Source organism: Nocardiopsis suaedae (genome assembly GCF_027706745.1).
Lineage (GTDB): Bacteria > Actinomycetota > Actinomycetes > Streptosporangiales > Streptosporangiaceae > Nocardiopsis_A > Nocardiopsis_A suaedae.
This window is the reverse complement of record NZ_JAQFWP010000043.1, coordinates 12,901-29,679: the sequence shown is the minus strand read 5'-3', so window position 1 is coordinate 29,679 and position 16,779 is coordinate 12,901. Positions and strand designations below refer to the sequence as shown.

Sequence of the window (16,779 nt, the reverse complement as noted above, 5' to 3'; positions counted from 1 at the left end):
TCCGCCCCTCCCCCGAGACTGCAACAATGGACATTGACAAGGTTCGGGCCGTGCCGCCCGACAGCCCAGCGCCGTTGGAAGGGGAACAGGCGACCGTGTCCACTCCCACCGGGACCGCCCCCGCACCCGACCGCGCCGACGCGCCCCGCATCGCCTACGACCGCGTCGGCCGGGGCGCGCCCGTGGTGCTCCTGCACGGCATCGGGCACCGGCGCCAGACCTGGTACCCGGTGATGCGCGAGCTCGCCCCGCACCACGAACTGATCGCCCTGGACCTGCCGGGCTTCGGCGCGTCCACCGCGCCCGCCCCGGACGCCCCCTACGACGTGGAGTGGCTCGTCGACACCGTCGCGCGGACGTTCTCCGGGCTCGGCATCGAGCGGCCGCACGTGGTGGGCAACTCCCTGGGCGGGGCGATCGCCCTGGAGCTGGGCGCGCGCGGGGCGGCGGCCTCGGTGACCGCGTTCTCCCCCGTCGGGTTCGCCCCCGCGGGAGGCCACGCGGGCCTGCGTGCGCTGGCGGCCGGGGCGCGCGTGGCCGGGCTGGTGCCCGAGCCGGTGCGGGTCGCCGCCGCCGCCAGCCCGCCCGCCCGTTCGATCGCCCGCCGGGTGCTGCGCGGCGACCCGTCCTCACCGGCCGCACGGAGGCTGGCCTTCGACGCGACCCTGGTCAACGCCGGGTCGCCGTTCGTGCGCCTGGTGCCGCGGGTGGCCGGGTACCGGTTCACGCACACCGGCGTGCCGTGCCCGGTGACGGTGGCCTGGGGCGACCGGGACCGCCTCCTGCCCCCGTCGGGGGCGCGCACGGCGCTGCGCCGCATCCCGCACGCCCGCCTGGTATCGCTGCTGGGCTGCGGGCACATCCCGATGGCCGACGCCCCGCGCCTGGTCGCCGCGGAGATCCTGCAGACGGCCCGGTCGGCCTGACCGGCCGCGGGGCGCCCGCTGGGCGGCCGCCCCGACGGGGTCACCCCAGGTCGAGCCCGTAGGCCAGCAGGGTGATGCCGGGCAGCGGGTCCCAATCGCGGTCGGGCAGGCGCCGGAATCCGCGCCGTTCGTAGATGCGCTGGGCGGCGGTCATCGTCGGCTGGGTGGACAGCACCACGCGGCGCGCCCCCTCGGCCGCCGACCGCTCCACGACCGCCTCCATCAGCGCCCGGCCCACACCGCGCCCGCGCGCCGCCGGGGCGACCGCCAGCGCGCGCACCTCCGTCTCCTCCGGGCCGCGGGCGACCTCGCTCGACGGGCGGTAGGCCTGGACCATCACCGTGCCCAGCAGGGCGCCGTCGGTATCCTCGGCCACCAGCACGTCTCCGCCGCCGTCGGCGCCGAGCCTGCGCAGCACCTCGGCGTAGTCCGGGCTCGCCTTGAGCATCCCGTCCGCCTCATAGGCGGTGACCCGAAGGTCGCCGACCGCCTCACGCTCCTCTGGACGCACACGACGAATCACCATGCGCCCGAGTGAACCAGACGGCGGGGACAGAAGCGCACAGGGCCTCACACGACCTCGAACACCGGGCCGTTGGGGCGGAACGGAAGCCGCTCCCCCTTCGGCACCAGGTAGGCGTGTTCCCTGCGCACCCGGAGCACGTCGCACGCGGTATCGGTGACGACGAGGACCGGCGCCCCGGGCGGGAAGTCCTCCGCCGCCTGCAGCAGGTCCACCCCGGGCTGGAGCACCGTGCCTCCCCCGCCCTTGATGCGCACGCGCCCCTCGATCTCGTGGGGCCGCAGGTACCCCGCGTCATAGGGGGCCGCGTCGCAGAAGACCACGCGCGCCGCGGGAACGTCCCGCGCCTCGGCGTAGGAGGCGATGGCGCCGAGCGCCTTGCCCATGAGCCGGTTGCCCATCGACCCCGACGTGTCCAGCACGACACCGAACGTGCAGCGCGCGATCTCCTCGGGCGGGAAGTACCGCCCCGCACGCGGGATGTCGGGCGTGGAGGCCTGCCGACGCGCCGGGCGGGCGAAACTGCGCACCGCCTCGGGCCGGGGCACGAACTCGTCGAACCAGCGCGCAAGTCGCACGTCCCACGGCGGCGGAGGGTGCGCCAGGGCGCGGATCTCCGACTCCAGCCCGACCGGCACCAGTCCCCGGTCCTGGCTGACGTGCAGCTCCAGCCCCTGCACCAGGCCACGGCGGTAGAACTCGTCCAGGTCCACGTAGTCCTTGGGGCGGTGCGGCAGCGGCTCGCCCAGCACATCGCTCCCGCCCTTGCCCCGGAGCGTGGCCATGCGCCGCATACGCCGCCGGTCGGTGGCGATGCGGTCGTACACCTCCTCGGCCGACATCCCGGCGAGCCGCGGGTCGTACAGCAGCCCTTGCGGCATGTCGCCCACTCCCATCTCGACCAGCCACCCGTTGATGACGTAGTCGCAGGCGACATTGAACAGGAAGTGGTCCCTGGGGCCGCACCGGTCCGCATGGCGGAGGGCGGCGTGCAGCATCTCGTGGGCCAGGATGAAGCGCCATTCCTCCTCGGTCTGCTCGCGCAGCGGGTTCACGTAGATCTCGCCCGCGGAGGCGTCCACCGCGGCCACGGAGATGTCGTGGGCGCGCGCGAGGTCGGCGTCGGCCACGACCTCCATGCCGGTGGCGATGCCGCCGAGCAGCGGGTAGGAGGACACGAACCAGCCCAGCGCGCGCTCCCAGGGGTCCCGCTCGTGCCGCCGCTTGGGCCGGTTCCCCGGCCCGGCTCCGGCGTCCTCCATCGCCTCGGCCATGGTGCGCGCCAGGCCGTGCGCGAACTCGCGCCCCCAGTCGGGCGGGTCGTACCAGGACGTCCACGGCGCCAGCAGCTGGTCGGCGCCGCTGCCCGCCACGCCGCACGCCTCCAGCCCGGCGGGGATGCCGTCCCTGCGCCACCGCTCGGCCAGCTCCCCCTCATCGCCGCCCGGGACGGGCGGGTGCGGCGGGAACGGCGAGGCCCCCACGGAGAAGGTCTCCTGGAAGCGGACGACCGCGGCGCAGCGCGCGGCGAGCGTGAAGCGGTCCGGCTGCTCCCGTTCGCCGTTGGCCGCCGGGACGTGTCCGAACCCCAGGTGCAGCAGGCAGTGCGCCAGCACCCAGGCCCACTCGCCGGCTTCGGCGAGGCGCTTGGGGTGGACGTGCACGGTGCCGTTGGAATCGACCACCGCCCAGCCGTCGGGCGGCACCTCCCGGCAGTCCTCGCGGCAGTACTTGGGCGCCATCGACCCCAGTGCCCGGTTCGCGGCGATGATCCTGCCGCCCTCGAAGAACGCCTTGGCCGCCGGGTCGGGCCGCGCCCCGCTCTTGCGGGCCCGGCCGCGCCTGCTCACCGCCGGGCCTCGACCAGGCGCGGCAGGTCGCGCGCCGCCTCGACCAGGAACCAGGACGGCAGCAGCGGCAGCCCGTCCGCGTCCTCGGCGACGACGGTGCGCGCCACCTCCACGGAGACCTCGGCGAGCTGCACCAGCAGCGCCTTGGAGCGGTGGGCGAACTGCATCGCCGACGGGGAGGCGTGCTCGCGGGAGGCGGGCAGCTCCTTGGCCAGGCGGCCGCGGAAGGACTCGGCCAGGAAGTACAGCAGGTCGCGGTCCTCGACCGCGGAGGGCCAGCGCGCGTCACCCTTGATGACGGCCTCCAAGCCGAACCGGCTGCGCACGATCTTGGCGTAGCCGCAGAACGCGGTGGCGTGCGCCGGGGTGAGGGTGCCGTGCGCGATGACCTGAAGCGCCTCCTCGTCCAGGTCCTCGCCGAAGGAGTGCAGCGCGTCGGAGAGCATGTGCCAGGAGCGCGGCGTGGAGAACGGCTCCTCGCTCTTGGGCGGCGCCGACCACAGGTGGTCCGGGCGGTCGGTGATGTAGTCCGTGATCCAGGGGTGGATGTCGTTCCCGAAGGCCCAGGCGAGCCAGTCGGTGGCCGAGGCCCGCAGGTGCACGTGGGTGAGCCGGTTGACCAGCGCCGAAGCGATGGGGCGGGCCAGGGCGTTGTCGGAGGCCCGGTTGCCCGCGCCGATGACGATGCTGCCGTGGGGCAGCTCGTACCCGCCGATGCGCCGGTCCAGGATGAGCGAGTAGAACGCCTTCTGCACGTCCGGGGTGGCGGCGTTGAGCTCGTCGAGGAACAGGCAGTAGGGCTCCTCGCGGGCGATGGCCTCGGGCGGGCAGAACACCGAGCGGCCGTCGCGGATCTGCGGAACCCCGATGAGGTCCTCGGGGGCGAGCTGGGTGCCGAGCAGGCTCACGCACTCCAGGCCCAGCGACTCGGCGAAGGACCGCACGAGCGAGGACTTGCCGATGCCGGGGGCGCCCCACAGGAACACGGGGCGCACGGTGGCCAGGCCCAGGAGGAGTTCGGGGACGCGCGCGGGCGTAACGGTGACGGCGGCCTGCAAGCAGGGGCTCCTTGTCAGGTACGGGGGGGCGGGAACGGGAGGGGCGGGGCCGGACGCGCCGAGGCGCCCTGCGCCCACACAAGAGTGCGGTGGCAGGGCGCCTCGGCACAAGCGGTTTTCAGTCCCGTCCCGGCCGTAGGAGGGGACGGTCCGGGCTGGGGGCGGCGGCCGTCACTCCGCGCTGACGCGGATCTTGGACTGCCCGTGCGGCAGCTCCTCCCAGTCGTCCATGAACCGGGCCGCCAGGCCGTGCTTCTCCGCCAGCGCGACCAGCGTCTCGGTCCTGTAGTAGAAGTCCTCCCTCAGGACGTGGTGCTCGGCCCCCTCGGTGCGGTCGAAGGTGAAGTCGAAGAAGCCCTTCGGGGCGAGGATCCGCCCCACGTTCGCCAGGGCCTCGTCGACCACCTCGATCGGCGAGTGCGAGAAGACGCTGTGCGCGTGGACCACATCGAACCTCCCCTCCGGCAGGAAGGAGAACGTCAGGTCGCGCGTGAGCGTCAGATGCGGCAGCTTGGCCTGCAGGCTGCGCTCAGCGAGCACATCGGTCGCTGAGGCCAGGATGTCCGGCGAGATGTCGATCCCGTAGTAGTTGCCCTCGTCGAGGTACTCGATGAAGCGCCAGCCCGCCCGCAGGTTCCCGCAGCCGATGTCCAGCAGCCGGTGCTCGGGGCTCAGGCCGTGCCCGACCAGGTAGTCGAACTGCATCTGCCCCAGTGCCAGCCACCGCTTCTCCGACTGGCTGCCCACGGCGGCCTTCGGGTCGCGTGCGGTGTCCGAGGCCATCACGGCGCGGTAGTAGGACACGTGGTCGCCCCGGTGGCGGATCCGCAGGGCGGCGTCGCGCAGGGCCCGCGAGGCGTACGGCACCACCCGCGCCGGGTTGCGCAGCGCGTAGCGCACCTTGTGTCCGAGGGAGGACCGGTCGGCGGCCAGCGCTCCCGCCTTCTTGTCGGGCATCACTCTCAACTCCTCTTACATGCTCACTGCCCACCGGATCCCGTATCCGATCCTCCACCGCGGACCCGGTTCAGGCCCGCAGTGACACGGGCCGGATGCGCGCGCGTCAGCGGGGGGACGGGCGGCGCGCACTGCGCGGGGGCGGGCGCGGAAGGGCGGGCGCTGGCCGTGACCCTACTCGCCCCGGCCGGTGTCCGGAATCCCTGGGGTGCGGGCTTTTCAGGCCGCGACGCGGCGCAGCCGGACGGCCAGCGCCTCCACCGCCATCACCACCGCGAACACCATCAGCGTGATCAGGGTGACCGTCCCGAACTCCTGCACGCGCGCCGCGTTGAGCAGTTCGTAGCCGATGCCCCCCGCGCCGACGATGCCCAGGACCGTGGCCGACCGGATGTTCACGTCGAGCTGGTACAAGAGGTGCCCGACGAACGCGGGCAGCGCCTGCGGCAGCGTCGCGGACAGGAACACCTGCGGCCCGGACGCGCCGACCGCCCGCAGCGCGCGCTCGGGGCCGGGGTCGACCTCCTCCACCGAGTCGGCGGCGAGCTTGCCCAGCAGCCCGACCGCGCCGATGGCCAGGGCCAGCGTCCCGGCGACCGGCCCGAGCCCGATCATCACCACGAAGACGATGGCCAGGATGAGTTCGGGGACGCCCCGGACCACCACGATGAACATGCGGCAGGTCTGGGCGACGCCGGAGTTCGGGGCGACGTTGCGCGCCGCCAGGACCCCGACGGGGAGCGCGAGCAGGGCGCCGAGGAGCGTGGCGGCGAAGGCGATCTGCACGGTGAGCAGCAGCCCCTCCAGCAGGCGGTCGCCGATGCCGCCCGTCTCCGGCGGCCAGAACAGCGCCAGGGCCTCCAGCGGGGCGCGGGAGCCCGCCGCCTGGGCCTCGGTGGCGACGGCCGCGACCGAGGCCAGGACGGCGGCCCCGGCGGCCGCCACGGCGGCGGCGCGGCGCACCCGCCCGGCGGTCCAGCGGGGGGTGAGCCGGCCGGAGGCCGGCGCCGCGGCGGACGCGGCGCGCGGATCGGCCCCGCCCGCGGCCGTCCCCACCGGCGCCCCGGCGGCGTCGCGCGCACCGGCGCGGCGGGCGCCCAGCGCGGGTGCGAGCCGGGCGGCCAGCCGGACCAGGCCGCCCGCCCGCTGCTCGGTCCCGGGCAGCAGGGCGCGGCGGGCGGCGACCGACACCAGTTCCACGGCCACGCACAGCGCCAGCACGACGACGGCCAGGGCCATGCCGCGCTGGTAGTCCAGGCGCCCGAGGGCGTGGCTGATCTCCTGCCCGATGCCCGCCACCCCGACGAACCCGAGGATGACCGAGATGCGCAGGTTGACGTCGAACCGGTGCAGGGCGGTGGCGATGAACGAGGGCAGCACCTGCGGCAGCACACCGCCCACCAGCTCCTGCAGGCGGCTCGCGCCCGCTGCGCGCAGGGCGGCGCGCGGCCCCTCGTCGATCTGCTCGACCGCGTCGGCGTAGAGCTTGCCGACCATGCCGACCGAGTGCAGGCCCATGGCCAGCACCCCGGTGAGGGCGCCGAAGCCCAGGATGCGGAAGAAGAGGACGGCCAGCACCACGTCGGGCACGGCGCGGGCGACGACGATCGCCGCCCGCGCGGCGGCGCGCGCCGGGCGCCCGGGGGCGGTGTTGCCCGCCGCCCACACCGCCAGCGGGGTGCTCAGCACCACCGACAGCACGGTGGCGGCGGTGACGATGGCGAGGGTCTCCAGTAGCGGCGGCGCCAGCTCGGCCAGGGGCGGGAAGTCCAGCGGCAGCATCCGGGACAGGAAGTCGGCGGCGTTGCCCGCGCTGTCGGCCAGGGTGGCCGGATTGATCCGCAGGTCGATGAGCGACCACACGGCGGCGGCGAGCAGGGCGGCGCCGGTCAGGGCGGCCGCGGCGGAGGCCGGGCGCGGGCGCGGCAGGGTACGCGGCCCGGGCCCAGCCGCCGGGGCGCCGAGCGGCGCGTTCGGGGAGGGCGGGGCGGGTGCGGTCGTCATGGCCGCGCCGCCCCTCAGGCCACCGGGGCGGGCGCCGGTGCGCCCACCCGGGAGTAGACGGCCATGGCCTCGTCGCGGCCCAGCCCCGCGGTGGGCGCGTCCATCACCACGCGGCCGCTGCGCAGGCCCACCACCCGGTCGCCCCAGGACAGTGCCAGGTCGACCTGGTGCAGGCTGCACAGCACGGTCAGGCGCTCCTCGGCGGCCACGGCCCGGATCAGCTCCATGACCTGGTGGGCGGACTCGGGGTCGAGGGAGGCCACCGGCTCGTCGGCGAGGAGGATCTCGGGGCGCTGCAGCAGGGCGCGGGCGACGGCGACCCGCTGCTGCTGGCCGCCGGACAGGGTGTCGGCGCGCTGGAAGGCCCGGTCGGCCAGGCCCACCCGGCCGAGCTGCTCCAGCGCGGCGCGCCGCACGGTGCGCGGGTAGAGCGGCAGGCCCAGGCGGGGGGCGCGTAGGCCCCCCAGGGCGCCGTGGCACACGTTCTCCAGCACGGTGAGCGGGCCGACCAGGTGGAACTGCTGGAAGACGAACCCGACGCGGCGCCTGAGCCGCCGCAGCTCGCGGGAGGAGGCGGCGCCCACGTCGGTGCCCAGGACCCGGACCCGGCCGGAGGTGGGCGCCTGGAGCCCGTCGACGTGCCGGAGGAGGGTGGACTTGCCCGAGCCGGAGAGGCCGAGGAGGACGACCACCTCCCCGGCGCGCGCGGTGAGCGAGACCTCGTCCAGGGCGGGGGCGTCGGCACCGAAGGCCTTGGTGACCGCGTCGAACTCGACGACGGTCCCCTCGTCGGCGGCGACGGCGGCCTCGGCGGCGGTGTCCCGGCCTTCGGTGTCCTCGGTGCGGCTGTCGGCTTCCATGCTGGTGCTTCCTTGTCGGGGTCGTTCCGCGGGCACGGCGGGGGCGTGACGGTGTCCGCGTTCAGGGAGGCACGGGAACGGCGCCCGGGACGCGGGGGTGCGGGGCCGTGCCCGGCGGCTCTCGGGGAGACAAGGGCGGCGGGCGTCCGGGGGGAGGTCCGCCCTGCTCACCGGTGTGGCATCAGGGGGCGCCGGTCCCGGCCGTCAGGCGTCGGCCGAGGAGCACTGCTCGGCTTCGGTCGCCTCGCAGATCTCGTCCAGCGGCGCGTAGAAGTCGTCGGGAACGCTGGTCCAGCCCCAGATCCGCTCGTCGGTGAGGTCGCAGTCGCCTTCCTCGCAGTAGCCGTTCTCCACCAGGTAGTCCTGGTTGCCCTTCTCGGCGATGGCGGTCACGACCGTGTCGAACAGGTCGGGCTCCAGGCCGTTGTAGACGGTGATCGGGGAGCTGGTGATGGTCTCGGACTCCCAGACGACCTCCAGGTCGCCCTCCCCGATGGAGCCGTTCTCCACCAGGGTCTCGTCGACCATGGAGTCGAACGCGAAGCCGGCGTCGCACTCGCCCTCGGCCACGGCGATGGCCGAGGAGTCGTGGCCGCCGGCGTAGGTCTCCTCCCAGTCGCCCTCCTCGATCCCGGCGTCCAGCAGCCCGGCCAGCGGGTACAGGTAACCGGAGGTGGAGTTGGGGTCGACGAAGCACAGGTGCTTCCCCGCGAAGTCGTCGATGGACCCGATGTCGGAGCCGGAGGGGACGATGCCGTAGGAGGTGTACCCGGGCTCCTCGCCCTTCTCCTGCACCATGGCCCCGGCGACGGTGATGTCCGATCCGCTCTGGTCGGCGAGGTAGTAGGAGAACGGGCCGTACTGCGCGATGTGGATCTGCCCGCTGCGCTGGCCCTCGATGACGGCGGCGTAGTCGGTCGCCGACTGGAACTCGACCTCCAGGCCGGTCTCGTCCTCCAGCATCGCGATGACGGGTCCGTAGCTGTTCTCCAGGCCGGTGGCCTCCTCGGCGGGGACCGCCCCGATGACGAGGGTCTCGGGGGTCTCGCCGCCGTCCCCGCCGCCGTCGGCGGCGCTGGGCCCGCACCCGGCGAGCACGGTGGCGGACGTGGCCGCGGACGCGAGGACGGCGGCGGCTCGGCGGTGTCTGATCTGCATGAACGGGGGACCTCCGGTTCACCGTCCGCCGGGGGGCCTGCGGACGCCTTGACGTGCGCCCCCATGCTCGGACAGGACCCTTGGGCCGGGCCGACCGCGAGATGTCCCGCGGGGGAATTCGAGATTTCCGTTCTGAGTGCCGATGACCGGATGATCCCCCCTAGGCCCCGTAGACCGGTTCCGGCGGGGGCGCCTGGGCCAGGAGGTCCGCCACGGCGCCGCCGACGTCGGAGGGGTCCCACCTCTCCGGGCGCACCGCCTCCGGCCCCGGGCGGTAGCCGTCCATCAGCCGGATGCGGCCGCCCTCCGCCTCGAAGACCCGGCCGGTCACCCCTTCCGCCCCGTCCGACCCCAGCCACACCACCACCGGGGAGACGTTGGCCGGGTCCATCGCGTCGAAGCCCGCCTCCGGCGCGGCCATCCGGTCGGCGAAGACGCCTTCGGTCATCCGGGTGCGCGCCGCCGGGGCGACCGCGTTCACCACCACGCCGTACCGCCCCAGCTCGGCGGCGGCCACCAGGGTCAGCGCGGCCACGCCCGCCTTGGCCGCCGCGTAGTTGGCCTGCCCGACGCCGCCCAGCAGACCCGCGCCGGAGGAGGTGTTCACCACGCGCGCCCGGGGGCGCCGCCCCGCCTTGGCCTCGGCCCTCCAGTGCGCGGCCGCCTCCCGCAGCGCCAGGAAGTGCCCGCGCAGGTGCGCCCGGACCACGGCGTCCCAGTCGTCCTCGGTGAGGTTGACCAGCATCCGGTCGCGCACGAACCCGGCGTTGTTGACGAGCGTGTCCAGGCGCCCGTAGGCCTCCAGGGCGGTGCGCACCGCTCCCCGGGCCCCGTCCGCCGAGGCGATGTCGCCGGTGCAGGCCACGGCCTCGCCGCCGCGCGCCCGGATCTCGGCGGCGGTCTCCCGCGCGGGGCCGTCGGCGCCTCCGGTGCCGTCCGGGCCGACGCCCAGGTCGTTGACGACCACGCGGGCGCCCTGCCGGGCGAACTCCAGGGCGTGCGCCCGCCCCAGCCCGCGCCCTGCACCGGTGACCAGGACGACCCTGCCTTCACAGATCACGGCCGCTCTCCTTCCGATCGCCTCCGTGGGCCGATTCGTGGGCCGACCCGTCCACCGCGCCCCGCGCCGACGGGTAGGACGGCGGCTCGCCGCCGCCGTGGACCGGCAGGCAGGCCCCGGTGATGTAGGAGGCGGCGTCGGAGGCCAGGAAGACGCACGCCTCGCCGATCTCGCGGGGCTCGGCGGGCCGCCCGAGGGGGACGGCGCGCCCGGCGGCCTCCAGGCCCCGCCCGTCGCCGAAGTGCAGGGCGCTGCGCTCGGTGCGCACCATCCCGGCGCGCACGCAGTTGACCCGCACCTCGGGCGCCCACTCGGCCGCCAGCGAGGCGGTCAGGCTCTCCAGCCCGGCCTTGGCCGCCGCGTAGGCGGCCGTGCCGGGGGAAGGGCGCACGGCGCCGACGCTCCCGATGAAGGTCAGGGTGCCCCCGCTGTCGCGGAGCGGTCCGTAGAAGGCGCGCGCGAGCAGGAGCTGCGCGGTCAGGTTCAGCTCGATGATCTTGGCGTGGGTGCGGGCCCGGCCCTCGGCCGCGCGCAGCGGCGGGGAGCCGCCCGCGTTGCCGACCACCGCGCGCACGGGGCCGGTCTCGGCCGCCAGCCGCTCCAGGTCGCCGGAGTCGCGGATGTCGGCGCGGACGAACCGCACCCCGGCGGGCGGGTCCTGCGGCTCGTGCCGGGCGCAGGCCACGACGTGCGCCCCCGCCCCGGCGAAGGCCGCGCACACGCCCCGGCCCACGCCGCGCACCCCGCCGGTGACCAGCACCGTCCCGCCGTCCAGACCGGTCATCTGGGCCCCTTTCCGTCGCCGCGGCCCGCTGCTACGTTCTTTCTAACAAACGTTTGGTGGAAAGGTAAGGCATGGAGATCTCCACCGCCCTCCACCCGGACGGGACCGCCGAGATCGCGGTCGACGCCCCGCCGGTCAACGCGCTGACCGCCGACGGGTGGCACCGGCTCGCGGCGGCGGTGGAGGCCGCCGGGGCCGCCCCGCGCACCCGCGCCGTGCTGCTGCGCGCCGAGGGGCGCGGCTTCAGCGCCGGAGTCGACATCAAAGAGGTCCAGCGGGGCGGCGGCGCCGCGCTCGTCGAGGTCAACCGGGGGTGCGCGGCCGCCTTCGCCGCCGTGTACGCCTGCCCGGCGCCGGTGGTGGCCGCCGTCCAGGGGTACTGCCTGGGCGGCGGGGTGGGGCTGGCGGGCAGCGCCGACGTGGTCCTGGCGGCCGAGGACGCCTACTTCGCCCTGCCCGAGGTCGACCGGGGCGCGCTGGGCGCGGCCACCCACCTGTCCCGGCTGGTCCCGGGGCACCTGGCGCGCGCGATGGTGTACACCTGCCGCCCGGCGACCGCCGCCCAGCTGCACGCCTTCGGCTCGGTGCTGGAGGTCGTGCCGCCCGGGCGGCTGCGCGAGGCCGCCCTGGAGGTCGCCGGGGACATCGCCGCCAAGGACCCGGAGGTGGTCCGGCGGGCCAAGGAGTCCCTGAACGGCATCGACCCGGTGGACCCGCGCCGCTCCTACCGGTTCGAGCAGGGGTTCACCTTCGAGCTGGGCCTCAACGGGGCGGGCGACCGGCTGCGGGACGCCTTCGTCGGAGGCGGGGCCCATCCGGACTCGGGAGAGGGGTGACGACGTGTGCGGCCCGGCCCCACCGCCGGCGCGCCCACAGGCGCCTCTCTCGTCGGCGGCCACCGGCGCCGAATGCCCCGGCTCCACCGGACGCCATCGGGCCGTCGGGCATTCCGATTTCCGGCCCGTCCTCACCGGCGTCCCGACCACGTCCCGACCGCGCACGATGCCGCGCACCGCAGGCAGGCGCACGCGCGCCCGGCTTCCCGAGGAGGGCCGAACCCTGGACAAGCGCATGACGCCCGACGACATCGCCGCCGCCATCCCCGACGGAGCCGTCCTGGGCATCGGCGGGTGGGGGTCCCGCCGCAAGCCCATGGCGCTGGTGCGGGCCCTGTGCCGCTCCCCCGCGCGCGACCTGACCGTCGTCGCCTGCGCCGGGCCCGACCTCGGGCTGCTGTGCGCCTACGGGAAGGTGCGCCGGGCCGTCGTCCCCTTCGCCACGCTCGACAGCGTCCCCCTGGAGCCGTGGTTCCGCCGCGCGCGCGAGGAGGGGCGCATCGCGCTCACCGAGTACGACGAAGGACTGTTCATGTTCGGGCTGCTGGCGGCGGCGCACCGGCTGCCGTTCCTGCCGACCCCCGCGGGCCTGCGCTCGGACGTCATGCGGGTCAACCCGGAGCTGCGCACCGTCCGCTCCCCCTACCCCTCGCCCGGCCACCCCGGCGGAGAGGAGCTGGCGGCCGCGCCCGCGCTCCGGCTCGACGCGGCGTTCGTGCACGTGAACCGGGCCGACCGGCGGGGCAACGGGCAGTACCTCGGGCCCGACCCCTACTTGGACGACCTGTTCGCCAAGGCCGCCGACCGCACCTACCTGTCCTGCGAGCGCATCGTCGAAGGCTTCGACGGGCCGCCGCAGACCCTCCTCATCAGCCGGGCGACCGTGGCGGGGGTGGCCGAGACCCCGGGCGGCGCGCACTTCACCTCCTGCGAGCCCGACTACGGGCGCGACGAGCGCTTCCAACGCGCCTACGCGGCCGCCGCGAAGGACCCCGGGGCCTGGGACCGCTTCCGCGCCTCGGCCGTCGACGCCGGAGAGGACGCCTACCAGCGGGAGGCCCGACGGTGACCGCTCCCCCGACCCGCGCCGAGGTGGCCGTGGCCGCCTGCGCCGACGCCTGGCGCGGCGACGGCGAGGTGCTCGCCGCCGCCATGGCGCCGTGCTCGGTCCTGGGCGCGCGGCTGGCCCGCGCGAGCTTCTCCCCCGACCTGCTCACCACCGACGGCGCGGCCGTGCTCACCCGCGAGCCGGTCCCCTTGGGCGCCGACGGCGAGGCCGAAGGCTGGCTGCCCTTCCGCGACCACCTGTGGCTGGTGCTGCACGGCCGCAGGCATGTGATGCTGGGCGCCTCCCAGATGGACGCCGAGGGCAGGTCCAACATCTCCTGCGTCGGCGACTGGGAGCGCCCGACGGCGCAGCTGCTCGGCGTCCGCGGGTGCCCCGGCAACACGGTGCGGAACACGGTCAGCTATTGGGTGCCCCGCCATTCCCGGCGCGTGTTCACTCCGAAGGTCGACATGGTCAGCGGCGTCGCCGCCGCCGACGCGCACGAGCTGCGGCGGGTGGTGACCGACCTGGCGGTGATGGACTTCGGCGGCCCCGGCCGCACCCTGCGGTTGGTGTCGGCGCACCCGGGGTCCACGGTGCAGCAGGTGCGCGACGCCACCGGCTTCGACCTCGCCCTGCCCGAGGGCGGTGCGGCGGCCGTCGCCGAGACCCGCGTTCCCACGGGTGAGGAGCTGCGGCTGCTGCGGGAGGTGCTCGACCCGGGCGGGGTGCGCGACAAGGAGGTCCCGGGATGACGCCCGGATCCGTCTCCGCCCCGCCTCCCGCCCCCATGGACACGGCGCTCACCCGGCTGGCCGGGTGCCGGTACCCGGTCGTGCAGACCGGCATGGGGTGGGTGGCCGGGCCAAAACTGGTGGCGGCGGTCGCCGAAGCCGGCGGTCTGGGCATCCTCGCCTCGGCGACCATGTCGGTGGCGGACACGGCCGCCGCCATCCGCTCCGTGAAACGCAGGACGGACGCGCCGTTCGGGGTGAACCTGCGCTCGGACGCCGCCGACGCCCGGGAACGCGCCGAGCTGCTGGTCTCCGAGGGCGTGCGGGTGGCCTCCTTCGCCCTTGCGCCGCGCCGGGACCTGATCGCCCTGTTGAAGGGGGGCGACGTCGCCGTCGTGCCGACCGTGGGGGCGCCGCGCCACGCGGAGAAGGTGGCCGCGTGGGGTGCGGACGCGGTGATGGTGCAGGGTGCGGAGGGCGGCGGCCATACAGGGGCGGTGGCCACGACCGTGCTGCTGCCGCGCGTGCTGGACGCCGTGGACATCCCGGTGGTGGCGGCGGGCGGCTTCCACGACGGGCGCGGGCTGGCGGCTGCTCTGGCCTTCGGAGCGTGCGGGATCGGGATGGGGACGCGGTTCCTGCTGACGTCGGACAGTGCCGTTCCTGAGGCGGTGAAGCGGGCGTACCTGGAGGCCGACGAGACCGTGGTGACGCGCGCGGTGGACGGCGTCCCGCACCGGGTGCTGCACACCCCGGCCGTCGACGCCGTGGAGCGCGCGGGGGCCGCGCGGCGCCTGTTCCTCGCACTGCGCAACGCGCGCGCGTTCCGCGCGCAGGCGGGGACGGGCTGGGCGTCGATGCTCCGCGAGGGCTGGTCCATGCACCGCTCCCAGGGAACCGGGATCGCCCAGACGCTGTCGGCGGCCAACACTCCGATGATGCTGCGCGCCGCGATGGTGGAGGGCCGGACGGAGGCGGGGGTGATGTCGGCGGGCCAGACGGTCGGCGCGATCACCGACCTCCCGAGCTGCCGCGAGCTGGTCCACCGGACCGTCGAAGAGGCGAGGCGGGCCGTTGCTGAGCTTCCGAAATGATTCCCCGCGACGCCCGTGACCGGCGCCAGACTTCGACCGTGTGTTCCTGATGGACACTGCGAGGAGGAGATGTGGGCGAGCCGCTCTTTGACGAACCCGGCCGAGCGCTGATCGAGCAGCCGCCACCGAACGTCGCCGCTCTCCGGGCGGCGGTCGCGCAGATCGCTCCGTCCCGGTTGCCCGAGCTCCACTCGCACCTGGCCGAAGCCACGACCAACGCCGAGAGCACGGGCTCTTTGGCCCCGATCCGCGCCTTCACGCACCACTGGTCGACCGTCGTCGCCATCACCCGGTTCCCCGAGCGGGAGAGTCGGCTCCGTGAACTGGAGGCGATCGTCGACAGCGGTTCCCCCGATTCACGGGCAGCGATCAAAGAGATCCAGGCCCTCCTCGCCCAGGCTGAGACGGACGCAGGTCTGTGAACGACTGGGGTCACGCCTGTGAGCCTGCAGACCTGCGCAATGGGCTCCCTGTCGGAGTCATCGCCGAAATCGAGAGGCTAGCCGCCGAACTGGCGGACCTCGGCCACGAGCCAACATGGTCGGACGCCCGGAAGAGCGGAGCGGAGGACTCAGGCAGTTCCTCATCCTCGGTGGTCGCGGCTACTTCTATCTCCTTGTCGACGATCACCATAAGGACATCGTGATCGTCAGGGTCGTCTGGCACGAACGACTTCTGTCAACGTCACCTGACCCTCTCGATCACCGTCACGTTCGCCTGGCCGCCGCCCTCGCACATGGTCTGCAGGCCCCACCTGCCCCCGGCGCGCTCCAACTCGTGCAGCAGGGTCACCATCAGCCGCGCCCCCGTCGCCCCCAGCGGGTGGCCCAGCGCGATGGCTCCCCCGTTGGGGTTCACCCGCTCCGGGTCGGCGCCGGTCTCCTTCAGCCACGCCAGCACCACCGCCGCGAAGGCCTCATTCACCTCGATCGCGTCCATGTCGCCGATGGACATCCCGCACCGGGCGAGCGCCCGCGCCGTCGCCGGGATCGGCGCCGACAGCATCCGGACGGGGTCCTCCCCCAGCACCGACATGTGGTGGATCCGCGCCCTGGGCTCTAGGCCGTGCTCTTCCAGCCCGCGCTCGCCCGCGATGAGCAGCGCCGCCGCCCCGTCGGTCACCTGGGAGGCCGTCGCGGCGGTGTGCAGCCCGCCGGGCACCAGAACCGGCAGCTCCGCCATCCTCTCCGGCGAGGTGTCCCGGCGCGGGCCCTCGTCCACGGCCGCCCCGCCGACCGGGACCGTCTCCCGCGCGAACCGGCCTTCGTCGGCCGCGCGCACCGCACGCCGGTGCGACTCGGCGGCGTAGTCCTCCAGTGCCCGCCGGGTCAGCCCCCAGTCGCGGGCGATCGCCTCCGCCCCCGCGAACTGGGACACCGGCGCGTCCCCGTACCGGTCCCGCCAGCCGCGCGACCCGCTGAAGGGCCCCTCGGCCACGGGCCCGTCCGGCTCGCGCCCGTCGGCGCGCGCGAGCGCCTCCCCGGCCCGCATGGCCGCGCCGATCGGCACCGCCGACATGCTCTGCACCCCGCCCGCGACCACCAGGTCCGACGTGCCCGCCAGCACCGCCTGCGCCGCGAAGTGCACCGCCTGCTGACCCGACCCGCACTGGCGGTCCACGGTCACCCCGGGCACGTGCTCGGGCAGCCCGGCCGCCAGCCACGCCGTGCGGGCGATGTCCCCCGACTGCGGCCCGAGCGCGTCCACGCACCCGAACACCACGTCCCCGACCGCCCCGGGGTCGGCCCCCGAGCGCTCCATGAGGGCGCCGATCACCCGGGCGCCCAGGTCGGCCGGGTGCACCCCCGCCAGGGCGCCTCCCGCGCGCCCCCGCCCGACCGGTGTGCGGACCGCGTCGACGATGTAGGCCTCGGGCATGGTGCGCTC

At 75.2% G+C, this 16,779-nt stretch carries 16 protein-coding genes; 6 read left to right on the top strand and 10 right to left on the bottom strand.

The window, feature by feature from the left end; genetic code table 11:
* The first annotated feature begins 95 nt into the window (after positions 1 to 95).
* Entirely contained in the window at positions 96 to 926 is an 831-nt protein-coding gene (locus tag O4U47_RS20590; protein WP_270679550.1) for an alpha/beta fold hydrolase, read from the top strand.
* A gap of 40 nt (positions 927 to 966) precedes the next feature.
* Here O4U47_RS20590 and O4U47_RS20585 read toward each other — a convergent pair whose 3' ends face one another.
* The 9 genes from O4U47_RS20585 to O4U47_RS20545 all read right to left on the bottom strand — a co-directional run bounded on the left by O4U47_RS20585 (position 967) and on the right by O4U47_RS20545 (position 11,180).
* Positions 967 to 1,452, bottom strand: a complete 486-nt coding sequence (locus tag O4U47_RS20585) for a GNAT family N-acetyltransferase (protein ID WP_270679549.1) — start codon at positions 1,450 to 1,452, stop codon at positions 967 to 969.
* Positions 1,453 to 1,496: 44 nt separating this feature from the next.
* On the bottom strand, positions 1,497 to 3,299 hold the full coding sequence (locus O4U47_RS20580; protein ID WP_270679548.1) for a vWA domain-containing protein: 1,803 nt from the start codon (positions 3,297 to 3,299) through the stop codon (positions 1,497 to 1,499).
* Positions 3,296 to 4,357 (bottom strand): ATP-binding protein, encoded by a 1,062-nt coding sequence (locus tag O4U47_RS20575; protein ID WP_270679547.1) that lies wholly within the window; start codon positions 4,355 to 4,357, stop codon positions 3,296 to 3,298. The genes O4U47_RS20580 and O4U47_RS20575 overlap by 4 nt, the downstream gene beginning before the upstream one ends.
* Positions 4,358 to 4,528: 171 nt before the next feature.
* Positions 4,529 to 5,314, bottom strand: a complete 786-nt coding sequence (locus O4U47_RS20570; protein WP_270679546.1) for a class I SAM-dependent methyltransferase — start codon at positions 5,312 to 5,314, stop codon at positions 4,529 to 4,531.
* A 219-nt stretch (positions 5,315 to 5,533) separates the two neighbouring features.
* On the bottom strand, positions 5,534 to 7,318 hold the full coding sequence (gene phnE / locus O4U47_RS20565) for a phosphonate ABC transporter, permease protein PhnE (protein WP_270679545.1): 1,785 nt from the start codon (positions 7,316 to 7,318) through the stop codon (positions 5,534 to 5,536).
* Positions 7,319 to 7,332: 14 nt separating this feature from the next.
* A complete protein-coding gene (gene phnC, locus O4U47_RS20560) occupies positions 7,333 to 8,178 on the bottom strand; it encodes a phosphonate ABC transporter ATP-binding protein (protein ID WP_270679544.1) in 846 nt (281 codons plus the stop codon).
* Between the two features lie 204 nt (positions 8,179 to 8,382).
* Positions 8,383 to 9,336, bottom strand: coding sequence for a phosphate/phosphite/phosphonate ABC transporter substrate-binding protein (locus O4U47_RS20555; RefSeq protein WP_270679543.1), 954 nt, complete (start codon positions 9,334 to 9,336; stop codon positions 8,383 to 8,385).
* A gap of 160 nt (positions 9,337 to 9,496) precedes the next feature.
* Complete coding sequence (locus O4U47_RS20550; protein ID WP_270679542.1) at positions 9,497 to 10,396, bottom strand: SDR family oxidoreductase; 900 nt, start codon at positions 10,394 to 10,396, stop codon at positions 9,497 to 9,499.
* Positions 10,386 to 11,180 carry an SDR family oxidoreductase gene (locus O4U47_RS20545; RefSeq protein ID WP_270679541.1) on the bottom strand — a complete coding sequence of 265 codons (795 nt, stop codon included), beginning with the start codon at positions 11,178 to 11,180 and terminating at the stop codon, positions 10,386 to 10,388. The genes O4U47_RS20550 and O4U47_RS20545 overlap by 11 nt, the downstream gene beginning before the upstream one ends.
* Before the next feature lie 71 nt (positions 11,181 to 11,251).
* Between O4U47_RS20545 and O4U47_RS20540 the strand changes: the two genes are divergently transcribed.
* The 5 genes from O4U47_RS20540 (at position 11,252) to O4U47_RS20520 (ending at position 15,314) form a co-directional block, all read left to right on the top strand.
* The gene (locus O4U47_RS20540; RefSeq protein ID WP_270679540.1) at positions 11,252 to 12,016 is read left to right on the top strand and encodes an enoyl-CoA hydratase family protein; all 765 of its coding nucleotides are present in this window, start codon (positions 11,252 to 11,254) and stop codon (positions 12,014 to 12,016) included.
* A 235-nt stretch (positions 12,017 to 12,251) separates the two neighbouring features.
* Positions 12,252 to 13,085 carry a CoA transferase subunit A gene (locus O4U47_RS20535; RefSeq protein ID WP_270679539.1) on the top strand — a complete coding sequence of 278 codons (834 nt, stop codon included), beginning with the start codon at positions 12,252 to 12,254 and terminating at the stop codon, positions 13,083 to 13,085.
* Positions 13,082 to 13,819 carry a CoA-transferase subunit beta gene (locus O4U47_RS20530; protein ID WP_270679538.1) on the top strand — a complete coding sequence of 246 codons (738 nt, stop codon included), beginning with the start codon at positions 13,082 to 13,084 and terminating at the stop codon, positions 13,817 to 13,819. The genes O4U47_RS20535 and O4U47_RS20530 overlap by 4 nt, the downstream gene beginning before the upstream one ends.
* A complete protein-coding gene (locus O4U47_RS20525; protein ID WP_270679537.1) occupies positions 13,816 to 14,892 on the top strand; it encodes an NAD(P)H-dependent flavin oxidoreductase in 1,077 nt (358 codons plus the stop codon). Before O4U47_RS20530 ends, O4U47_RS20525 begins: the two co-directional genes overlap by 4 nt.
* A gap of 71 nt (positions 14,893 to 14,963) precedes the next feature.
* Complete coding sequence (locus tag O4U47_RS20520; RefSeq protein WP_270679536.1) at positions 14,964 to 15,314, top strand: hypothetical protein; 351 nt, start codon at positions 14,964 to 14,966, stop codon at positions 15,312 to 15,314.
* Positions 15,315 to 15,576: 262 nt separating this feature from the next.
* On the opposite strand, the gene O4U47_RS20515 is transcribed toward O4U47_RS20520, so the two are convergent.
* Positions 15,577 to 16,770, bottom strand: coding sequence for an acetyl-CoA C-acetyltransferase (locus O4U47_RS20515; RefSeq protein WP_270679535.1), 1,194 nt, complete (start codon positions 16,768 to 16,770; stop codon positions 15,577 to 15,579).
* Between the last annotated feature and the right edge of the window lie 9 nt (positions 16,771 to 16,779).

Bases quoted from the DNA above. Each gene is read 5' to 3' on its own strand.
- phnC (WP_270679544.1), bottom strand. From the start codon at position 8,178: ATGGAAGCCGACAGCCGCACCGAGGACACCGAAGGCCGGGACACCGCC.
- O4U47_RS20545 (WP_270679541.1), bottom strand. From the start codon at position 11,180: ATGACCGGTCTGGACGGCGGGACGGTGCTGGTCACCGGCGGGGTGCGC.
- O4U47_RS20525 (WP_270679537.1), top strand. From the start codon at position 13,816: ATGACGCCCGGATCCGTCTCCGCCCCGCCTCCCGCCCCCATGGACACG.
- O4U47_RS20535 (WP_270679539.1), top strand. From the start codon at position 12,252: ATGACGCCCGACGACATCGCCGCCGCCATCCCCGACGGAGCCGTCCTG.
- O4U47_RS20515 (WP_270679535.1), bottom strand. From the start codon at position 16,770: ATGCCCGAGGCCTACATCGTCGACGCGGTCCGCACACCGGTCGGGCGG.
- O4U47_RS20540 (WP_270679540.1), top strand. From the start codon at position 11,252: ATGGAGATCTCCACCGCCCTCCACCCGGACGGGACCGCCGAGATCGCG.
- phnE (WP_270679545.1), bottom strand. From the start codon at position 7,318: ATGACGACCGCACCCGCCCCGCCCTCCCCGAACGCGCCGCTCGGCGCC.
- O4U47_RS20555 (WP_270679543.1), bottom strand. From the start codon at position 9,336: ATGCAGATCAGACACCGCCGAGCCGCCGCCGTCCTCGCGTCCGCGGCC.
- O4U47_RS20570 (WP_270679546.1), bottom strand. From the start codon at position 5,314: ATGCCCGACAAGAAGGCGGGAGCGCTGGCCGCCGACCGGTCCTCCCTC.
- O4U47_RS20585 (WP_270679549.1), bottom strand. From the start codon at position 1,452: ATGGTGATTCGTCGTGTGCGTCCAGAGGAGCGTGAGGCGGTCGGCGAC.